Origin of the sequence: Pseudomonas sp. BN505, from assembly GCF_029873175.1 — a bacterium.
In the GTDB taxonomy this organism is placed as follows: Bacteria; Pseudomonadota; Gammaproteobacteria; order Pseudomonadales; family Pseudomonadaceae; genus Aquipseudomonas; species Aquipseudomonas putida.
The window spans coordinates 22579-41265 of record NZ_SSOI01000068.1; the positions used below are offsets into that span (position 1 = coordinate 22579).

At 61.7% G+C, this 18687-nt stretch carries 16 protein-coding genes; 11 read left to right on the forward strand and 5 right to left on the reverse strand.

The annotated features are described in order from the left end of the window. Nucleotides 1-37: 37 nt before the first annotated feature. Both lldD and E8E78_RS25795 read right to left on the reverse strand, forming a co-directional pair. Nucleotides 38-1183, reverse strand: a complete 1146-nt coding sequence (gene lldD / locus E8E78_RS25790; RefSeq protein WP_043202589.1) for an FMN-dependent L-lactate dehydrogenase LldD — start codon at nucleotides 1181-1183, stop codon at nucleotides 38-40. A gap of 63 nt (nucleotides 1184-1246) precedes the next feature. Next, nucleotides 1247-2917, reverse strand: a complete 1671-nt coding sequence (locus E8E78_RS25795; RefSeq protein WP_016489185.1) for a lactate permease LctP family transporter — start codon at nucleotides 2915-2917, stop codon at nucleotides 1247-1249. A gap of 254 nt (nucleotides 2918-3171) precedes the next feature. On the opposite strand from E8E78_RS25795, the gene E8E78_RS25800 reads away from it, so the two are divergent. Then, a complete protein-coding gene (locus E8E78_RS25800; RefSeq protein WP_016501656.1) occupies nucleotides 3172-3939 on the forward strand; it encodes an FCD domain-containing protein in 768 nt (255 codons plus the stop codon). A gap of 98 nt (nucleotides 3940-4037) precedes the next feature. Here the strand turns inward: E8E78_RS25800 and smpB are convergent, their stop codons facing one another. Continuing rightward, entirely contained in the window at nucleotides 4038-4520 is a 483-nt protein-coding gene (gene smpB / locus E8E78_RS25805; protein WP_016501655.1) for an SsrA-binding protein SmpB, read from the reverse strand. 163 nt (nucleotides 4521-4683) lie between these two features. Between smpB and E8E78_RS25810 the strand changes: the two genes are divergently transcribed. After that, nucleotides 4684-5118: a type II toxin-antitoxin system RatA family toxin gene (locus E8E78_RS25810; RefSeq protein WP_016501654.1), complete on the forward strand. Its 435-nt coding sequence runs from the start codon at nucleotides 4684-4686 to the stop codon at nucleotides 5116-5118. A gap of 63 nt (nucleotides 5119-5181) precedes the next feature. Here E8E78_RS25810 and E8E78_RS25815 read toward each other — a convergent pair whose 3' ends face one another. Beyond that, the gene (locus tag E8E78_RS25815) at nucleotides 5182-5718 is read right to left on the reverse strand and encodes an outer membrane protein assembly factor BamE (protein WP_049276694.1); all 537 of its coding nucleotides are present in this window, start codon (nucleotides 5716-5718) and stop codon (nucleotides 5182-5184) included. 97 nt (nucleotides 5719-5815) lie between these two features. Here E8E78_RS25815 and fur point away from each other — a divergent pair, with 97 nt between their 5' ends. After that, a complete protein-coding gene (gene fur / locus E8E78_RS25820; protein WP_003249922.1) occupies nucleotides 5816-6220 on the forward strand; it encodes a ferric iron uptake transcriptional regulator in 405 nt (134 codons plus the stop codon). A 195-nt stretch (nucleotides 6221-6415) separates the two neighbouring features. Here fur and recN read toward each other — a convergent pair whose 3' ends face one another. Further along, on the reverse strand, nucleotides 6416-8089 hold the full coding sequence (gene recN / locus E8E78_RS25825; protein WP_059395881.1) for a DNA repair protein RecN: 1674 nt from the start codon (nucleotides 8087-8089) through the stop codon (nucleotides 6416-6418). A gap of 193 nt (nucleotides 8090-8282) precedes the next feature. Between recN and grpE the strand changes: the two genes are divergently transcribed. The 8 genes from grpE to E8E78_RS25865 all read left to right on the forward strand — a co-directional run bounded on the left by grpE (nucleotide 8283) and on the right by E8E78_RS25865 (nucleotide 18687). Beyond that, complete coding sequence (grpE, locus tag E8E78_RS25830; protein WP_016501651.1) at nucleotides 8283-8840, forward strand: nucleotide exchange factor GrpE; 558 nt, start codon at nucleotides 8283-8285, stop codon at nucleotides 8838-8840. 101 nt (nucleotides 8841-8941) lie between these two features. Further along, nucleotides 8942-10867, forward strand: a complete 1926-nt coding sequence (gene dnaK / locus E8E78_RS25835) for a molecular chaperone DnaK (RefSeq protein WP_049277387.1) — start codon at nucleotides 8942-8944, stop codon at nucleotides 10865-10867. Nucleotides 10868-11063: 196 nt separating this feature from the next. Then, complete coding sequence (dnaJ, locus tag E8E78_RS25840) at nucleotides 11064-12191, forward strand: molecular chaperone DnaJ (protein WP_049277388.1); 1128 nt, start codon at nucleotides 11064-11066, stop codon at nucleotides 12189-12191. Nucleotides 12192-12204: 13 nt separating this feature from the next. Next, nucleotides 12205-13008, forward strand: a complete 804-nt coding sequence (gene dapB, locus E8E78_RS25845) for a 4-hydroxy-tetrahydrodipicolinate reductase (protein ID WP_016501648.1) — start codon at nucleotides 12205-12207, stop codon at nucleotides 13006-13008. Between the two features lie 309 nt (nucleotides 13009-13317). Further along, on the forward strand, nucleotides 13318-14454 hold the full coding sequence (gene carA, locus E8E78_RS25850) for a glutamine-hydrolyzing carbamoyl-phosphate synthase small subunit (RefSeq protein ID WP_016501647.1): 1137 nt from the start codon (nucleotides 13318-13320) through the stop codon (nucleotides 14452-14454). Between the two features lie 105 nt (nucleotides 14455-14559). Then, nucleotides 14560-17781, forward strand: a complete 3222-nt coding sequence (carB, locus tag E8E78_RS25855; protein ID WP_016501646.1) for a carbamoyl-phosphate synthase large subunit — start codon at nucleotides 14560-14562, stop codon at nucleotides 17779-17781. Further along, the gene (gene greA / locus E8E78_RS25860) at nucleotides 17778-18260 is read left to right on the forward strand and encodes a transcription elongation factor GreA (protein WP_016501645.1); all 483 of its coding nucleotides are present in this window, start codon (nucleotides 17778-17780) and stop codon (nucleotides 18258-18260) included. The genes carB and greA overlap by 4 nt, the downstream gene beginning before the upstream one ends. Beyond that, entirely contained in the window at nucleotides 18238-18687 is a 450-nt protein-coding gene (locus E8E78_RS25865) for an MFS transporter (RefSeq protein WP_080983737.1), read from the forward strand. Before greA ends, E8E78_RS25865 begins: the two co-directional genes overlap by 23 nt.

An 18687-nucleotide genomic window follows, 5' to 3' on the forward strand; every position in this document is an offset into this window, starting at 1 on the left:
TGCCCCGGGTCAATCAGGCGGTGTTTCTGGCAGGCGGTCAGGCGCCCAGTTCGCGTACCAGCGAGTCGCGGGTGATCTCGCTGATCGACTTGGCGCCGGTCAGCACCATCGCCACGCGCATTTCCTTCTCGAACAGCTCCAGCAGGTTCTTCACCCCAGCCTCGCCGTGCACGGCAAGGGCGTAGAGGAAGGCGCGGCCGATCAGTACGGTGTCGGCGCCCAGGGCGATCATGCGCACCACGTCGAGGCCACTGCGGATGCCGGAGTCGGCCAGAATTTTCAGGTCGCCTTTGACGGCGTCGGCAATGGCCGGCAGGGCGCGGGCGCTGGACAGCACGCCATCGAGCTGGCGGCCGCCGTGGTTGGACACCACGATGCCGTCGGCGCCGAACTTGACCGCGTCGCGGGCGTCATCGGCATCGAGAATGCCCTTGATGATCATCGGGCCGTCCCAGTACTCGCGGATCCACTCCAGGTCTTTCCAGGAGATGGACGGGTCGAAGTTGTTGCCCAGCCAGCCGATGTAGTCGGCCAGGCCGGTGGGGTTGCCGCGGTACTTGGAGATGTTGCCCAGGTCGTGCGGGCGGCCCATCACGCCGACATCCCACGCCCACTCGGGGTGGGTCATGGCTTGCAACACACGGCGCAGCGGGCCGTTGCGGCCGCTCATGCCCGAGTGGGCATCGCGGTAGCGGGCGCCGGGTACGGGCATGTCGACGGTGAACACCAGGGTCTTGACCCCTGCGGCCTTGGCCCGCTCCAGGGCGTTGCGCATGAAGCCGCGGTCCTTGAGCACGTACAGCTGGAACCACATCGGCCGGTTGATCGCCGGGGCCACTTCTTCGATCGGGCACACCGACACGGTAGACATGGTGAACGGGATGCCATGGGCCGCGGCTGCACGCGCCGCCTGCACTTCGCCGCGGCGCGCGTACATGCCGGTGAGGCCGACCGGGGCCAAGGCCACCGGCATGCTCAGAGTTTCGTCGAACAGCTTTGTTTCCAGGCTGAGTTCGGACATGTTGTTCAGCACGCGCTGGCGCAGGGCAATGCCGGCCAGGTCCGACACGTTGTGGCGCAGGGTGTGCTCGGCGTAGGCGCCGCCGTCGGCGTAGTGGAACAGGAAGGGAGGCAGCTTGCGTTGGGCCGCGGCGCGATAGTCGGTAGAGGCAGAAATGATCATGGATTCTCGCAGCGTTGCTTGTGGGGAGTGCCGGGCGCGCAATGGCGCCCGGCCCCTTTCACTTTAGTGATGAACCAGCATGCCGGTCAGCCAGTAAGCCTGCACCAAGGTGATCAGGCCGACGATGGTGGCAAAGAACAGGCTGTGCTTGACGGTGAAGCGGAATAGGTCGGATTCCTTGCCCACCAGGCCGGTGGCAGCGCAGGCCACGGCGATGGACTGTGGCGAGATCATCTTGCCGGTCACGCCGCCGCTGGTGTTGGCCGCTACCAGCAGGGTGTCGTTTACCCCGATCTGGTGAGCAGTGGTGGCCTGCAGCGAGCTGAACAGGGCGTTGGACGAAGTGTCCGAGCCGGTCAGGAATACGCCCAGCCAGCCAAGGAACGGCGAGAAGAACGGGAACGCGGCACCGGTGCCGGCCAGTACCAGGGCCATGGTCGAGGACATGCCCGAGTAGTTGGTGACGAAGGCGAAGGCCAGCACCATGCCGATCGACAGGATGGGCCAGCGAAGCTCCCAGAAGGTCTCTTTGAAAGTGGTCAGACCAGTTTTGAAGTTGATCTTCAGCACTGCCATGGAAATCAGCGCCGAGAGGAAGATCGCGGTGCCGGTGGCGGAGATCGGGTCGAGCTTGAACACCGCTGGCATGGCAGTGGGCGCGGCAACGATCGGTGCGGTCTTGATCACCAACTGGTCGAGGTGCGGGATGGCGAAGTTGAAGACGAAGTTGTACATGGCACCGCCCGGGGCAAACGCTGCCTTGAACGGCTTCAGGGTCCAGATGGTGACCAGTACGGTCAGGATCAGGAACGGCGACCAGGCCTTGAAGATTTCGCCAAAGCTGTAAGGGCTAGGCTGGCTGCCACTTGGCTGCACAACGGCTGCGCCGACGCTACCTTTGGCTTCGCTGAACGAACGCTTTGGCTGCCAGACTTTCAGGAACAGGGTGAGGCAGATAAGGCTGGCCAGTGCCGAGGTGATGTCGGGCAGTTCCGGGCCGATGAAGTTCGACGTGAAGTACTGGGTAACGGCGAAGCTCAGGCCGGCGACCAGGGCGGCAGGCCAGGTTTCCTTCACGCCACGCAGGCCGTCCATCATGAACACCAGCCAGAACGGTACGAACAGCGACAGCAGCGGCAGCTGGCGGCCGGTCATGGCGCCGATGTGGAAGGCGTCGATGCCGGTGACCTGGCCGGCCACGATGATCGGGATGCCCAGGGCACCGAATGCCACCGGTGCGGTGTTGGCGATCAGGCAAAGGCCGGCGGCGTATAGCGGGTTGAAGCCCAGGCCCACCAGCAGCGCGGCAGTGATTGCCACGGGGGCGCCGAAGCCCGCCGCGCCTTCGAGGAAGGCACCGAAGCAGAAGCCGATCAGCAGCACTTGCAGGCGCTGGTCGTCGGTAATCGACAGCACCGAGCTGCGGATCACTTCGAACTGGCCACTCTTGACCGTGAGTTTGTACAGGAACACCGCGGCAACGATGATCCAGGCGATAGGCCAGAGGCCGTAGAGGAAGCCATAACCCGCGGCAGCGAGGGCCATGTCGACAGGCATCTGGAAGGCGAAGATCGCCACCAGGATCGACAGCGCGAGGGTGATGCTGCCCGCTACGTGGCCTTTCAGGCGGAACACGGCGAGGGCAAGGAAGAAGAACACGATAGGGATGACTGCCGCCAGTGCGGACAGGCCAAGACTACCAAGCGGGCTATAGAGTTGTTGCCAGGTTTGCATATGGGGTGGCCCCTAATTGTTGTTGGTCAGCACTGGCATTGGATAATTGGTAAGACCAATTTACAATGACTGGCCGCTAGGTTAAAAGCGCTGTCGTGGGTGTGTCAATTTGTCCTGTGCAAAACTTTGGTCGTGTGCCGATGAGCGGGCGCCTGATGCGCAGGCAAAATCGTGGCTTGATGGGTGTTTGCGCGGCCTGGATCGGCGAGAATAGGCGCCCCTGAAATTTGCCGGGGGTTTGTGGAGAGCATGTGATGGTTTTTGATCAGGTCCGCCAACGGCGCCTGTCCGACGACATCGTCGATCGGTTGGAAGGGATGATTCTGGAAGGCACGCTGACCTCGGGGCAGCGGCTGCCGGCCGAACGCGCCCTCGCCGAGCAGTTCGGCGTGTCCCGCCCGTCACTGCGTGAGGCGATCCAGAAGCTGGTGGCCAAAGGGCTGCTGGTCAGCCGCCAGGGCGGCGGCAATTTTGTTGCCGAGTCACTGGGCTCTACATTCAGCGACCCATTGCTGCAGTTGCTCGAGCACAGTGCCGAGGCGCAGCGCGACCTGCTTGAATTTCGCCATACCCTGGAGGCGTCGTGTGCCTATTACGCCGCCCAGCGTGCCACCGAGCCGGACCGGGCACGCCTGAAGGCGGCCTTCGATGCGTTGCAGGACTGCTACACCCGGGTCGATGAAGTCACTCGGGCGGAGGAGGGGGTGGCCGATGCGCGTTTCCACCTGGCGATTGCCGAGGCCAGCCATAACGCGGTGCTGCTGCACACCATTCGTGGTTTGTTCGACCTGCTCAAGCGCAACGTGGTGACCAATATTGGTGGCATGTACCAGCAACGGACCGAGACCCGGGACATGCTGATCAGCCAGCACCGGGAGCTGTACCTGGCGATTGTCGAGGGCAGGGCGGAGGATGCGCGGGAGGTGTCCAGCCGGCACATTCTGTATGTGCAGGAGGTGCTGCAAGAGGCACACGAAGAAGCGCAGCGGGTGGCGCGTGCAGAGCGGCGCAGCGGGCGCTGAGATCGGTGCTGGATTCTTCGCGGGCACGCCCGCTCCCACAGGATGGGCGCCGGGTTTGAACCTGGCGCCGGTCCCTATGGGAACAGGCTAAAGACCGATTAGTCTTCCTTGCCCTTGTTCCGCACGACCCGCTGCAGCTCGCGGTTGGAATCGCGTTCGCGCACGGTGTCGCGCTTGTCGTATTCCTTCTTGCCCTTGCCCAGCGCAATTTCGCACTTGATCAGGTGCTTGCTCCAGTACAGCGACAACGCCACGCAGGTGTAGCCCTTTTGCGCTACAGCCGCTTCCAGCCGCTCGAGCTCGCGCTTGTTCAGCAGCAGCTTGCGGGTGCGGATGGGGTCGGCGATGACGTGGGTGCTGGCAGTGGTCAGCGGGGTGATGTGGCTGCCGAACAGCCAGGCTTCACCGTCCTTGAGCAGCACGTAACTGTCAACGAGGTGAGCCTTGCCAGCTCGCAGGCTTTTTACTTCCCAGCCGGACAGGACCAGCCCGGCCTCGAACTTGTGTTCGATGAAGTAATCGTGTCGCGCTTTTTTATTTTGCGCGATGGTCCCGGTCGGATGTTTTTTTTGCTTAGCCATAGGGGCGGCATTATAGGCAAGTCCGTGCGTCGTCCGCTATGGGATTTCGGTGTGCTTGAGCCACCGGAATGAATACCGGACAATACCAACCCTGTCATACGCACAGAACCTGTTTTCGGCACGCTGCGAAGCGTCGCCACCCAGCCTTGGAAGTGACGCCTGGATGACTACCCATATTCAACGCTCCGCCCTGCTGCCATACCCCGCCCAGGCGCTCTACGATCTGGTCAACGATGTGGCCAGCTACCCAGAGTTTTTGCCGTGGTGCTCGGCCTCGACGGTGATCGACGCCAGCGACACGCACATGCACGCCAAGCTGGAGGTGGCCAAGGGCGGCATGAGCCAGTACTTCGTCACGCGTAACGTGCTGGTGCCGGGGCAGTCTATCGAGATGAACCTGGAGGAAGGGCCGTTCACGCAGCTGCATGGCGTGTGGGTGTTCAAGCCGCTGGGTGAAAAGGCCTGCAAGATCAGCCTGGACCTGTCCTTCGATTATGCCGGGCCGATTGTGCGCGCCACGTTGGGCCCGCTGTTCAATCAGGCGGCCAACACACTGGTCGATGCCTTCTGCCAGCGTGCCAAGCAATTGCATGCCTGACGAATAGCCCGCAAACAAAAAGCCCGGACCAGGTCCGGGCTTTTTTGTGACTGCTGTTCCCGCCTAGCGGGTTTCCAGCGGAGCCGGCGTCGGGACCGGGGTGGTCTCGATGGTGTCGATTTCGCGCTGGATGGATTCTTCCACCGAGCCTGGCTTCGCTGGTTTTTCTTCAGGCTGAGCCGCTGGCTGCGCTGTCTGGCCTGGCTCGGTGGCCGGGCTGATCGTGGTGTCGCTGCTGCCCCCCAGGATTTCCTGGTCGCGGCTGACGCCTGGCATGAAGTCGCCCGACAAGCTGACCAGTTGGTCGCTCTCGTTGAAGAAGATGCTCATGCGCTCTTGCTGGCGTTTACCACCACCAGGCTGCAGGCTGTACAGGTAATCCCAACGATTGGTGTGGAAGGTATCCTGAATTAGCGGGTTGCCCATGATAAACCTTACTTGCCGGCGGGTCATTCCCGGGCGTAATTGGTCTATCATGTCCTGCGTGACGACATTGCCCTGCTGGATGTCGATTTTGTAAACCCCGGGAAACGAGCAACCGGCGAGTGCGAGCAGTCCCACTAGGGTGAGGCTGGTTAGCAAGAGCTTGGTGTTTTGCATCGGTGGGCGACTTCCACTATCTTGGCTGGACAACGTAAACCCCGATCATACCCGTATTAAGAGAAGCTGCGAAGCAGCATCGGCGAGAAAGCTGACCATGGTTGAAAATAGCGAATTACGCAAAGCCGGTCTCAAGGTGACCCTGCCTCGAGTCAAGATCCTTCAGATGCTCGATTCCACCGAGCAGCGTCACATGAGTGCCGAGGATGTTTACAAGGCACTGATGGAAGCAGGCGAGGACGTAGGCCTGGCCACCGTCTATCGCGTACTGACCCAGTTCGAAGCAGCGGGTCTGGTGGTTCGCCACAACTTCGACGGCGGCCACGCAGTGTTTGAGCTGGCCGATGGCGGTCACCACGACCATATGGTGAACGTGGATACCAGTGAAGTCATCGAATTCATGGATGCCGAAATCGAGAAGCGCCAGCGCGAAATCGTAGCCGAGCATGGCTTCGAGCTGGTAGACCACAATCTGGTCCTGTATGTGCGTAAGAAGAAGTAACGATTTTTCATCGTTATGAATGACAAAGGCGACCTTCGGGTCGCCTTTGTGCTTTCTGCTTCGGCAGATTAATTGGGTTGTCTGCACTGGCCCTATCGCCGGCAAGCCAGCTCCCACAGGTACACCACATATTTCAGGGCCTGTGATCACCTTGTGGGAGCTGGCTTGCCGGCGATAGGGCCAGTACCGGTAGCATCAGGCCTTGCCAGAAACCACCATCTTGCGCGCATGCGCCAGGGATTCCTTGGTCAGGTCAATGCCGCCCAGCATCCGCGCCACTTCTTCTACCCGCTCACGCTTGCCCAGGCTGGCCACGGCGGTGTGGGTGGTGTCGCTGTTGCGCACCTTGTGTACAAACAGGTGGTGATGCCCTTGCGCCGCAACCTGTGGCAGGTGAGTCACGGTCAGCACTTGGCCGCGCTCGCCCAGGCGGCGCAACAACTGGCCGACGATTTCGGCAGTAGGGCCGCCGATACCCACATCGACTTCGTCGAACACCAGGGTAGGAATGCGCGATGTCTGTGCGGTAATCACCTGGATCGCCAGGCTGATACGCGACAGTTCGCCCCCCGAAGCCACCTTTGCCAGGCCCTTGAGCGGTTGGCCGGGGTTGGCGCTGACCAGCAGTTCGATCTGCTCCAGGCCATGCGGTGACAGGTCTGCCCCCTCGGTGGGCGTCAGCTCGATGCGGAAACGCCCGCCGGGCATGCCCAGGCGCTGGATTTCCTGCTCGACGGCGCCCGCCAGTTGCTGGGCGGCTTGCTGGCGCAGGGCGCTGAGTTCACGGGCCCGCTCTTTATAATGCTGTGCGAAAGCAGCCAGTTCTTCGCCCAGCCGCTCGATCGACTCGTCGCTGGCGTTCAGGCCTTCGATTTCTTCCATCAGTTGTTGCTGCAGGTGCGGCAGTTCAGTGGGGTGCACGCGGTGTTTGCGCGCCAGTGTATAGATGGTGTCGAGGCGTTCTTCCAAAGCCTGCAGGCGCATCGGGTCGGCGTCGAAGTTGTCGAGGAAGCGGTTGAGCTCGCCTACGGCTTCTTCTACCTGGATCTGAGCGCTGGCGATCAGGTTGGCGGCCTCGCCCAAGGCCTTGGGCGAGTGGGTGGCAGCGCCCAGCCGGTTGAGGCTGGAGGTGAGGGCGCTGAGCACGTTGCCCGAGTCGCTTTCACTGCACTGGTCGATCACCTGGCGACAAATGCCGAACAGCGCTTCGGCGCTGGTCAGGTTCTTGTGCTCCTGCTCCAGTTGCTCCAGTTCGTGCTCGCCCAGGCCCAGGTTGTCCAGCTCTTCCAGCTGGTAGCTGAGCAACTGATGGCGGGCGCGCTGCTCATCACCTGAATTGGACAGCCGCTCCAGCTCCAGGCGGGTCTGGTTCCAGCGCTTGGCCGCCAGATGCACCTGGCGGGCCAGGTCGACGGCGCCGGCGTACTCGTCGAGCAGGCGGCGGTGGGTGTCGGTTTTCAGTAGCGACTGGTGCTCGTGCTGGCTGTGGATATCGATCAGCAGCTCGCCCAGCGCCTTGAGGTCGCCCAGCGGGCACGGCGTGCCGTTGATGTAGCCGCGGCTACGGCCTTCGGCGGTGATGACCCGGCGCAGTATGCACAGCCCGTCGTTGTTCAGGTCGCGTTCGGCCAGCCAGGCGTGGGCCTCGGGGATGTCTACCAGGTCGAAGGTGGCGAGGATGTCTGCCTTGTCGGTGCCAGGGCGCACCACGCCACTGTCGGCCCGATCGCCCAGGGCCAGGCCGAGGGCGTCGAGCATGATCGATTTGCCGGCACCGGTCTCGCCCGTGATGACGGACATGCCGCGGGCAATTTCGAGGTCGAGGTGCTCGACGATGGCGTAGTTGTGAATGGACAGGTGCACCAGCATGAGGGGCGGCTCCCGAAAGTCAGGTCTGGTTATTTATACAGTACTTTTTTCAGGCCTGCCAATGCCCCTTGGCAGATTCTGTTGTAACCGGGAAAACCACCTTGCCCCTTGAAGCTGGTTTTTCCGGCCCCATATAGCCGACATCACAGGCGAGCCTGGCTCGCAGTCCACAAAATTGCGCAGGAGAGACCCCATGGCTGATGAACAGCTGAACGAGAAAGACCTTAACGTGGAAGAAACCGGTGCAGGCACTGCAGCTGACACCCGTGTTCTGGAGCTCGAGGAACAGCTGGCCGCAGCCAAGGACCAGGCGCTGCGCGCCGTTGCCGACGTGCAGAACGTGCGCCGTCGTGCCGAGCAGGATGTCGAGAAAGCCCACAAGTTCGCCCTGGAGAAGTTCTCCAACGACTTGCTGCCGGTGATCGACAGCCTGGAATTGGCCCTGGCGCACTCCAGTGATGAAGATGAGCAGGTCAAGGCCATCCGCGAAGGCGTCAAACTGACCCTCAAGATGTTCCAGGACACCCTGAAGCGCTACAACCTCGAAGTCGTCGATCCGCACGGTGAACCGTTCAACCCTGAGCATCACCAGGCGATGGCCATGCAGGAAAGCGCCGAAGTCGAGCCGAACAGCGTGCTGAACGTGTTCCAGAAGGGTTACCTGCTGAACGGCCGTCTGCTGCGCCCCGCCATGGTGGTGGTCAGCAAGGCGCCGAGCGCTGCGCAACCCTCGATCAATGAAAAGGCTTGAAATCCGTCTGGGCAACCCCATCTAGGTGTCAAGCCTTCAAGTATTACCGCAGTTGGCCAAAGTAGTCGCTGCTACCAAATTCAAGTTTCGGGAGAGTTAACATGGGCAAAATCATCGGTATCGACCTGGGGACCACCAACTCGTGTGTCTCCATCCTGGAAAACGGTAACGTCAAAGTCATCGAAAACGCCGAAGGTGCGCGTACCACCCCTTCGATCGTGGCCTACGCCAACGATGGCGAAATCCTGGTAGGTCAGTCGGCCAAGCGCCAGGCTGTTACCAACCCGCACAACACCCTGTTCGCGGTAAAGCGCCTGATCGGCCGCCGCTTTGAAGAGCAGGTCGTGCAGAAAGACATCCAACTGGTTCCGTACAAGATCGCCAAGGCTGACAACGGTGACGCCTGGGTTGAAGTGAACGGCCAGAAAATGGCACCGCCGCAAATCAGCGCCGAAGTGCTGAAAAAGATGAAGAAAACCGCCGAAGACTACCTCGGCGAGCCAGTTACCGAAGCGGTCATCACCGTTCCGGCCTACTTCAACGACAGCCAGCGTCAGGCGACCAAAGACGCCGGCCGCATCGCCGGTCTGGACGTGAAGCGCATCATCAACGAACCGACCGCTGCTGCGCTGGCCTACGGCATGGACAAGGCCAAGGGCGACCACACTGTCATCGTTTATGACCTGGGTGGCGGTACCTTCGACGTTTCGGTCATCGAAATCGCCGAAGTCGACGGTGAGCACCAGTTCGAAGTACTGGCTACCAACGGCGACACCTTCCTGGGTGGCGAAGACTTCGACATGCTGCTGATCGACTACCTGGTCGAAGAGTTCAAGAAAGAGTCCGGCATGAACCTGAAGGGCGACCCTCTGGCCATGCAGCGCCTGAAGGAAGCGGCCGAGAAGGCCAAGATCGAGCTGTCGTCTGCTCAGTCGACCGATGTCAACCTGCCGTACATCACTGCAGATGCCACCGGTCCTAAGCACCTGAACGTGAAGATCTCCCGCGCCAAGCTGGAGTCGCTGGTTGAGGAGCTGGTGCAGCGCACCATCGAGCCTTGCCGTATCGCCCTGAAAGATGCCGGCATCGACGCCAGCAAGATCGACGACGTGATCCTGGTCGGTGGCCAGACCCGTATGCCGCTGGTGCAGAAAACCGTTGCCGACTTCTTCGGTAAAGAAGCGCGCAAGGACGTCAACCCGGACGAAGCCGTCGCCATGGGCGCCGCCATCCAGGCTGCTGTTCTGGCCGGCGATGTGAAAGACGTGCTGCTGCTGGACGTCAGCCCGCTGACCCTGGGTATCGAAACCATGGGCGGCGTGATGACTGCGCTGATCGAGAAAAACACCACCATTCCGACCAAGAAGTCGCAGGTGTTCTCGACTGCCGACGACAACCAGGGCGCCGTGACCATTCACGTGCTGCAAGGTGAGCGTAAGCAGGCCGCGCAGAACAAATCGCTGGGCAAGTTCGACCTGGCTGACATTCCGCCAGCTCCACGTGGCGTGCCTCAGATCGAAGTTACCTTCGACATCGATGCCAACGGCATCCTGCACGTCAGCGCCAAAGACAAGGCGACCGGTAAGTCGCAGTCGATCGTGATCAAGGCCAACTCCGGCCTGTCGGACGAAGAGATCGAGCGCATGGTGCGTGACGCCGAGGCCAACGCCGAGGAAGACCGCAAGTTCGAAGAGCTGGCCGCTGCCCGTAACCAGGGTGATGCGCTGGTTCACTCGACCCGCAAGATGGTCGCTGACGCGGGTGACAAGGTCACCGCTGAAGAGAAAACTGCCATCGAGGCTGCCGTTGTTGCCCTGGAAACCGCTGTCAAAGGCGATGACAAGGCTGCAATCGATGCCAAGGTCGAAGAGCTGTCCAAGGTCTCTGCCCCGGTTGCCCAGAAGATGTACGCCGAGCAGTCGGCCGAACAGCCTCAGGGGGGCGCGCAGCAGGCCGAGCCGGAAGCCAAGCACGATGACGTGGTTGACGCCGAGTTCGAAGAAGTAAAAGGCGACGACAAGAAGTAATCGTTGCATGTTGTCGGCCAGCTCACCGCCGTTTGGCGGTGAGCTGGTAGGATGTCGCCGCGCGGGGGCTTGCTCCCGCGTTGGCGTATCTGGAATTCGAGAATTTTTACAGCATCTGTCAGCGGCCCTTGGTGGCGCAGGCAGGTGCTGACGGCGCGGCGCAGATGCCAGACGCCCAACAAGGTGCAAATGACCTATGTCCAAGCGTGATTACTATGAGGTTCTGGGTGTCGAGCGCGGCGCCAGTGAAGCTGACCTCAAAAAGGCTTACCGCCGTTTGGCGATGAAGTACCACCCGGACCGCAACCCGGGTGACAAAGAGTCGGAAGACATGTTCAAGGAGGCCAACGAGGCCTACGAAGTACTGTCTGATGCCAGCAAGCGCGCGGCGTTCGACCAGTATGGCCATGCCGGTGTCGACCCAAGCATGGGCGGCGGCGGTGCCGGCTTCGGTGGCGCCAACTTCTCCGACATCTTCGGTGATGTATTCAGCGACTTCTTTGGTGGCGGTGGCCGTGGTGGCGGACGTGGCGGTGCCCAGCGCGGCAGCGACCTGCGCTACACCCTGGAGCTGAACCTGGAAGAAGCGGTGCGTGGCACCACGGTCAGCATCCGCGTTCCTACCCTGGTCAATTGCCAGCCTTGCGACGGTTCCGGTGCCAAGAAGGGTTCGACCCCGTCGACCTGCCCGACGTGCGGCGGCATCGGTCAGGTGCGCATGCAGCAAGGCTTCTTCTCGGTGCAGCAAACCTGCCCGCGCTGCCATGGCCAGGGCAAGATCATTACCGACCCGTGCACCTCGTGCCACGGCGAAGGGCGTGTCGAAGAATACAAGACGTTGTCGGTCAAGGTGCCGGCAGGTGTCGATACCGGCGACCGCATCCGCCTCTCGGGCGAGGGCGAGGCTGGTACCCATGGTGGCCCGACTGGCGACCTGTACGTGGTGATCAGTGTGCGTGAGCACGAGATCTTCCAGCGCGACGGCAAGCACCTGTACTGCGAAGTGCCCATCAGCTACACCGATGCCGCCTTGGGTGGTGAGCTGGAAGTGCCGACCCTCGATGGTCGCGTGAAGCTGAAGATTCCGGAAGGCACCCAGACTGGCAAGCAGTTCCGCCTGCGTGGCAAGGGTGTGGCGCCGGTGCGCGGTGGTGGTGCGGGTGACCTGCTGTGCCGTGTGGCGGTGGAAACCCCGGTCAACCTCAGTCGCCGTCAGCGCGAGCTGCTCGAAGAGCTGCGTGACTCGCTGGAAGGCGACAGCTCCCACTCGCCCAAGGCCAGTGGCTGGTTCGATGGCGTGAAGCGCTTCTTCGGCGATCTCTGACAAGGAAAAGGCTATGCGACGTATTGCAGTGATGGGCGCGGCAGGGCGGATGGGCAAGACCCTGATCGAGGCTGTGCAGCAAACCCCGGGTGCCGGCCTGACGGCAGCGATCGATCGCCCTGACAGCTCGCTGGTCGGGGCGGACGCCGGTGAATTGGCGGCCCTCGGCCGGATCGGTGTGCTGCTGTCCGATGACCTGGCCAAGGTTGCCGACGAGTTCGACGTGCTGATCGATTTCACGCACCCTTCGGTCACCCTCAAGAACCTGGCGTTCTGCCGCAAGCACGGCAAGGCGATGATCATCGGTACTACGGGCTTCTCTGTTGAAGAGAAGCAGCTGCTGGCCGAGGCGGGCAAGGACATTCCGATCGTGTTTGCCGCCAACTTCAGTGTCGGCGTCAACCTCAGCCTCAAGCTGCTGGATATGGCGGCGCGGGTGCTGGGTGATGATGTTGATATCGAGATCATCGAGGCGCACCACCGGCACAAGGTCGATGCGCCGTCGGGTACTGCGCTGCGCATGGGTGAAGTGGTTGCCAATGCGCTGGGCCGGGACCTGCAGGAAGTGGCTGTGTATGGCCGCGAAGGGCAGACCGGTGCACGTGATCGCAAGACCATTGGTTTCGCGACTGTGCGTGCCGGTGATGTGGTGGGTGATCACACTGTATTGTTCGCTGCCGAAGGCGAGCGTCTGGAAATCACTCACAAGGCCTCCAGCCGCATGACCTTCGCCAAGGGCGCCGTGCGTGCGGCGCTGTGGCTGGATGGGCGCGAGCCTGGCCTGTACGACATGCAGGATGTGCTCGAGCTGCGCTAAGCCGTTCGAGTGGTGTTGGTTTCTTCGCGGGCTTGCCCGCTCCCACGGGTATTGCGCCGGTCTTGTGGGAGCGGGCAAGCCCGCGAAGAAGCCACCGCCGATGTCGGTCTGTCGCATTCATGTGTTTTAGAGACACATATGCGGTAGACCGAAAACGCACTTTTCTGTAAGCTACAGCTTTAGTGTGTCCACTAAAAGCGCGCAGCGAATTGAATTCAGCACATGAAAGCGGGGTGACGTGTCCATACGTCACTCCGCTTTTTTGCAACCTGCGATCGCCCTTTCATGCTTGATTTACGGGAGGTCTTCTTGACAAAGCCAGCCATACTCGCCCTTGCCGACGGCAGTATTTTTCGCGGTGAAGCCATTGGTGCCGACGGTCAGACCGTTGGTGAGGTGGTATTCAACACCGCTATGACCGGCTACCAGGAAATCCTTACAGACCCTTCCTATGCGCAGCAAATCGTTACCCTGACCTACCCGCACATCGGTAACACCGGTACTACGCCGGAAGATGCCGAGTCGAATCGCGTCTGGTCCGCTGGCCTGGTCATCCGTGACCTGCCGCTGCTGGCCAGCAACTGGCGTAACACCCAGTCGCTGCCTGAATACCTCAAGGCCAACAACGTCGTTGCCATCGCTGGTATCGACACCCGTCGCCTGACCCGTATCCTGCGTGAAAAGGGCGCCCAGAACGGTTGCATCCTCGCCGGTGACAACATCAGCGAAGAAGCCGCCATCGCCGCTGCCCGTGGTTTCCCGGGCCTGAAGGGCATGGACCTGGCCAAGGTCGTTTCCACCAAAGAGCGCTACGAGTGGCGCTCCAGCGTGTGGGAGCTGAAAACCGACAGCCACCCGACCATCGAAGCTGCCGACCTGCCTTACCACGTGGTTGCCTTCGACTACGGCGTCAAGCTGAACATCCTGCGCATGCTGGTTGCCCGTGGCTGCCGCGTGACCGTGGTGCCGGCCCAGACCCCGGCCAGCGAAGTGCTGGCCCTCAACCCGGACGGCGTGTTCCTGTCCAACGGCCCTGGTGACCCTGAGCCGTGCGACTACGCCATCCAGGCGATCAAGGAAATCCTCGAAACCGAGATTCCGGTATTCGGCATCTGCCTCGGCCACCAGCTGCTGGCCCTGGCCTCCGGCGCCAAGACCGTGAAAATGGGCCACGGTCACCACGGTGCCAACCACCCGGTCCAGGACCTGGACAGCGGTGTGGTCATGATCACCAGCCAGAACCACGGTTTTGCTGTTGATGAAGCTACCCTGCCGGGCAACGTTCGCGCCATCCACAAGTCGCTGTTCGACGGCACCCTGCAGGGTATCGAGCGCACCGACAAGAGCGCGTTCAGCTTCCAGGGCCACCCTGAAGCGAGCCCTGGCCCGACCGACGTCGCGCCACTGTTCGATCGTTTCACCGATGCCATGGCCAAGCGCCGCTGAGCATCCTGCTTCAAGGCCCCGGGCCGGCTCGCGCCGCGCCCGGAAGCGCCTGACCCAGATTGTTCTAAGCGGCTTGCCGACTGACCCCGGATTTGAGTGACCACCATGCCAAAACGTACAGACATCAAAAGCATCCTGATTCTCGGTGCCGGCCCGATCGTGATCGGCCAGGCCTGTGAATTCGACTACTCCGGCGCCCAGGCCTGCAAGGCCCTGCGCGAGGAAGGTTTCCGCGTCATCCTGGTGAACTCCAACCCAGCCACCATCATGACCGACCCGGCCATGGCCGACGCCACCTACATCGAGCCGATCAAGTGGCAGTCGGTGGCCAAGATCATCGAGAAAGAGCGCCCGGACGCCGTTTTGCCGACCATGGGGGGGCAGACCGCCCTGAACTGCGCCCTGGACCTGGAGCGCCACGGCGTTCTGGAGAAGTTCGGCGTAGAGATGATCGGTGCCAACGCCGACACCATCGACAAGGCTGAAGACCGCTCGCGCTTCGACAAGGCCATGAAAGACATCGGCCTGGAATGCCCGCGCTCGGGTATCGCCCACAGCATGGAAGAGGCCAATGCGGTCCTCGAAAAGCTCGGCTTCCCGTGCATCATTCGCCCGTCGTTCACCATGGGTGGCACCGGCGGTGGTATCGCTTACAACCGTGAAGAATTCGAAGAAATCTGCACCCGTGGTCTGGACCTGTCGCCGACCAAAGAGCTGCTGATCGACGAATCGCTGATCGGCTGGAAAGAGTACGAGATGGAAGTGGTCCGCGACAAAAAGGACAACTGCATCATCGTCTGCTCGATCGAAAACTTCGACCCGATGGGCGTGCACACCGGTGACTCGATCACCGTTGCTCCCGCGCAGACCCTGACCGACAAGGAATACCAGATCATGCGCAACGCCTCGCTGGCGGTGCTGCGTGAAATCGGTGTTGAAACCGGCGGTTCCAACGTGCAGTTCGGTATCTGCCCGGACACCGGCCGTATGGTCGTCATCGAGATGAACCCGCGCGTATCGCGTTCGTCCGCCCTGGCTTCCAAGGCCACCGGCTTCCCGATCGCCAAGATCGCCGCCAAGCTGGCCATTGGCTACACCCTCGACGAACTGCAGAACGACATCACCGGCGGCCGCACCCCGGCTTCCTTCGAGCCGTCGATCGACTACGTCGTCACCAAGCTGCCGCGCTTTGCCTTCGAGAAATTCCCGAAAGCCGACGCCCGCCTGACCACCCAGATGAAATCCGTGGGTGAAGTCATGGCCATCGGCCGTACCTTCCAGGAATCCCTGCAGAAAGCCCTGCGCGGCCTGGAAGTCGGTGCCTGCGGTCTGGACCCGAAAGTGGACCTGGCCAGCCCTGAAGCTGCCGGCATCCTCAAGCGCGAGCTGACCGTACCGGGCGCCGAGCGTATCTGGTACGTCGCTGACGCCATGCGTTCGGGCATGACCTGTGAAGAAATCTTCGCACTGACCGGCATCGACATGTGGTTCCTGGTGCAGATGGAAGATCTGATCAAGGAAGAAGAGAAGGTCAAGACCCTGGCCCTGTCGTCCATCGACAAGAGCCTGATGCTGCGCCTCAAGCGCAAAGGTTTCTCGGACCAGCGCCTGGCCGTGCTGCTGGGTATCACCGACAAGAACCTGCGCCGTCACCGCCACAAGCTGGAAGTGTTCCCGGTGTACAAGCGCGTCGACACCTGCGCCGCCGAGTTCGCCACCGACACCGCCTACCTGTACTCCACCTACGAGGAAGAGTGCGAGGCGAACCCGTCGACACGCGACAAGATCATGATCCTGGGTGGCGGCCCGAACCGTATCGGCCAAGGTATCGAGTTCGACTACTGCTGCGTACACGCCGCCCTGGCGCTGCGTGAAGACGGTTACGAGACCATCATGGTCAACTGCAACCCGGAAACCGTCTCCACCGACTACGACACCTCCGACCGCCTGTACTTCGAGCCGCTGACCCTGGAAGACGTGCTGGAAGTGTGCCGTGTCGAGAAGCCGAAAGGCGTGATCGTCCATTACGGCGGCCAGACCCCGCTGAAACTGGCACGTGCCCTGGAAGAAGCCGGCGTACCGATCATCGGTACCAGCCCGGATGCCATCGACCGCGCCGAAGACCGTGAGCGCTTCCAGCAGATGGTTCAGCGCCTGAACCTGCTGCAGCCGCCAAACGCCACCGTACGCAGCGAAGAAGAAGCCATCCGTGCTGCTGGCGGCATCGGCTACCCGCTGGTGGTGCGCCCGTCGTACGTACTGGGCGGCCGCGCCATGGAAATCGTCTACGAACTGGACGAGCTCAAACGCTACCTGCGTGAAGCGGTACAAGTGTCGAACGACAGCCCGGTACTGCTCGACCACTTCCTCAACTGCGCCATCGAGATGGACGTGGATGCGGTGTGCGATGGCACTGACGTTGTGATCGGCGCCATCATGCAGCACATCGAACAGGCCGGCGTTCACTCCGGCGACTCGGCGTGCTCGCTGCCACCTTACTCGCTGAGCAAGGAAGTGCAGGACGAAGTCCGCGTACAGGTCACCAAAATGGCCCTGGAGCTGGGCGTTGTCGGCCTGATGAACGTGCAGCTGGCCCTGCAAGGCGACAAGATCTACGTGATCGAAGTCAACCCGCGCGCCTCGCGTACCGTGCCGTTCGTGTCCAAGTGCATCGGCACTTCCCTGGCCATGATCGCCGCCCGCGTGATGGCCGGTAAAACCCTGAAAGAGCTGGGCTTCACCCAGGAAATCATCCCGAACTTCTACAGCGTCAAGGAAGCCGTCTTCCCGTTCGCCAAGTTCCCGGGGGTTGACCCGATCCTCGGCCCTGAGATGAAATCGACCGGTGAAGTCATGGGTGTCGGTGACACCTTCGGTGAAGCGTTCGCCAAAGCCCAGATGGGTGCCAGCGAAGTGCTGCCGACCGGTGGTACCGCGTTCATCAGCGTGCGTGACGACGACAAGCCACAAGTGGCTGGCGTTGCCCGCGACCTGATCGCCCTGGGCTTCGAAGTGGTTGCAACTGCTGGCACCGCCAAGGTTATCGAGGCGGCTGGCCTGAAAGTGCGCCGTGTGAACAAGGTGACCGAAGGCCGCCCGCACGTGGTCGACATGATCAAGAACGACGAAGTGTCGCTGATCATCAACACCACCGAAGGCCGTCAGTCGATTGCCGACTCCTACTCGATTCGTCGCAATGCGCTGCAGCACAAGATTTACTGCACCACTACCATTGCGGCTGGTGAAGCCATCTGCGAGGCGCTGAAATTTGGTCCTGAAAAGACCGTTCGTCGCCTGCAAGATCTGCATGCAGGACTGAAAGCATGAGCATTACCAAGTACCCGATGACCGTCCAGGGCGCTCGCGCCCTGGAAGAGGAGCACCTGTTCCTGAGCAAGACCGAGCGCCCGCGCCTGAGCCAGGCGATCGGTGAAGCGCGCGAACTGGGCGACCTCAAGGAAAACGCCGAATACCATGCCGCCCGCGAAGAGCAGGGCATGGTCGAGGCGCGTATCCGCGATATCGAAGGCCGTCTGCAGAACTCGGTCGTGATCGACGTGACCACCATTGCCCATACCGGCAAGGTCATCTTCGGCACCACCGTTGAGCTGGCCAACACCGAAACCGACGAGCGGGTCAAGTACCAGATCGTTGGCGAGGATGAAGCCAACATCAAGCTCGGCAAGCTTTCGGCAAGCGCGCCGATTGCCCGTGCCATTATCGGCAAGGAAGAAGGCGACATCGTCGTCATCAAGACGCCAAGCGGCACGGTCGAGTACGAGATTGTCGAAGTCCAGCACATCTGACCGGCGCCTGCGGGCGCCATCCCTTGAGGGGATCCTCTGGCAACTGGCCCAGGTTTTCTGGGTTGGTGGCCTGTGGGTGTTCCATGTGGGGCTGGTGCCTGCGCTCAAGGTCAGTGGTCTGGCACCCTTGCTGGTGCAAGACATTGCCGGGCAGATCGACCGCTGGTTGATTGGCGTGGCGCTGCTTGGGCTGTTGACTCAGCTGGCGGTACTGGCGAGGGTGGACGGCCTGGCGGCCTGGTGGCGGCAATTTCGCGGCCAGATGCTGTTGCTGGGGTTTTCAGCCTGCGTGGGGTACTACACCTTGCGCTACGGCATTTCGGTCGGCGAGCGCTGGCAGATGTTCTGTTTCCTGGTGCTGGGTTTTTCCGGCATCGTGCTGGTGGCCCAGCCGGTACCGATCAGGGCGCGCAAACCGCGCCACTGA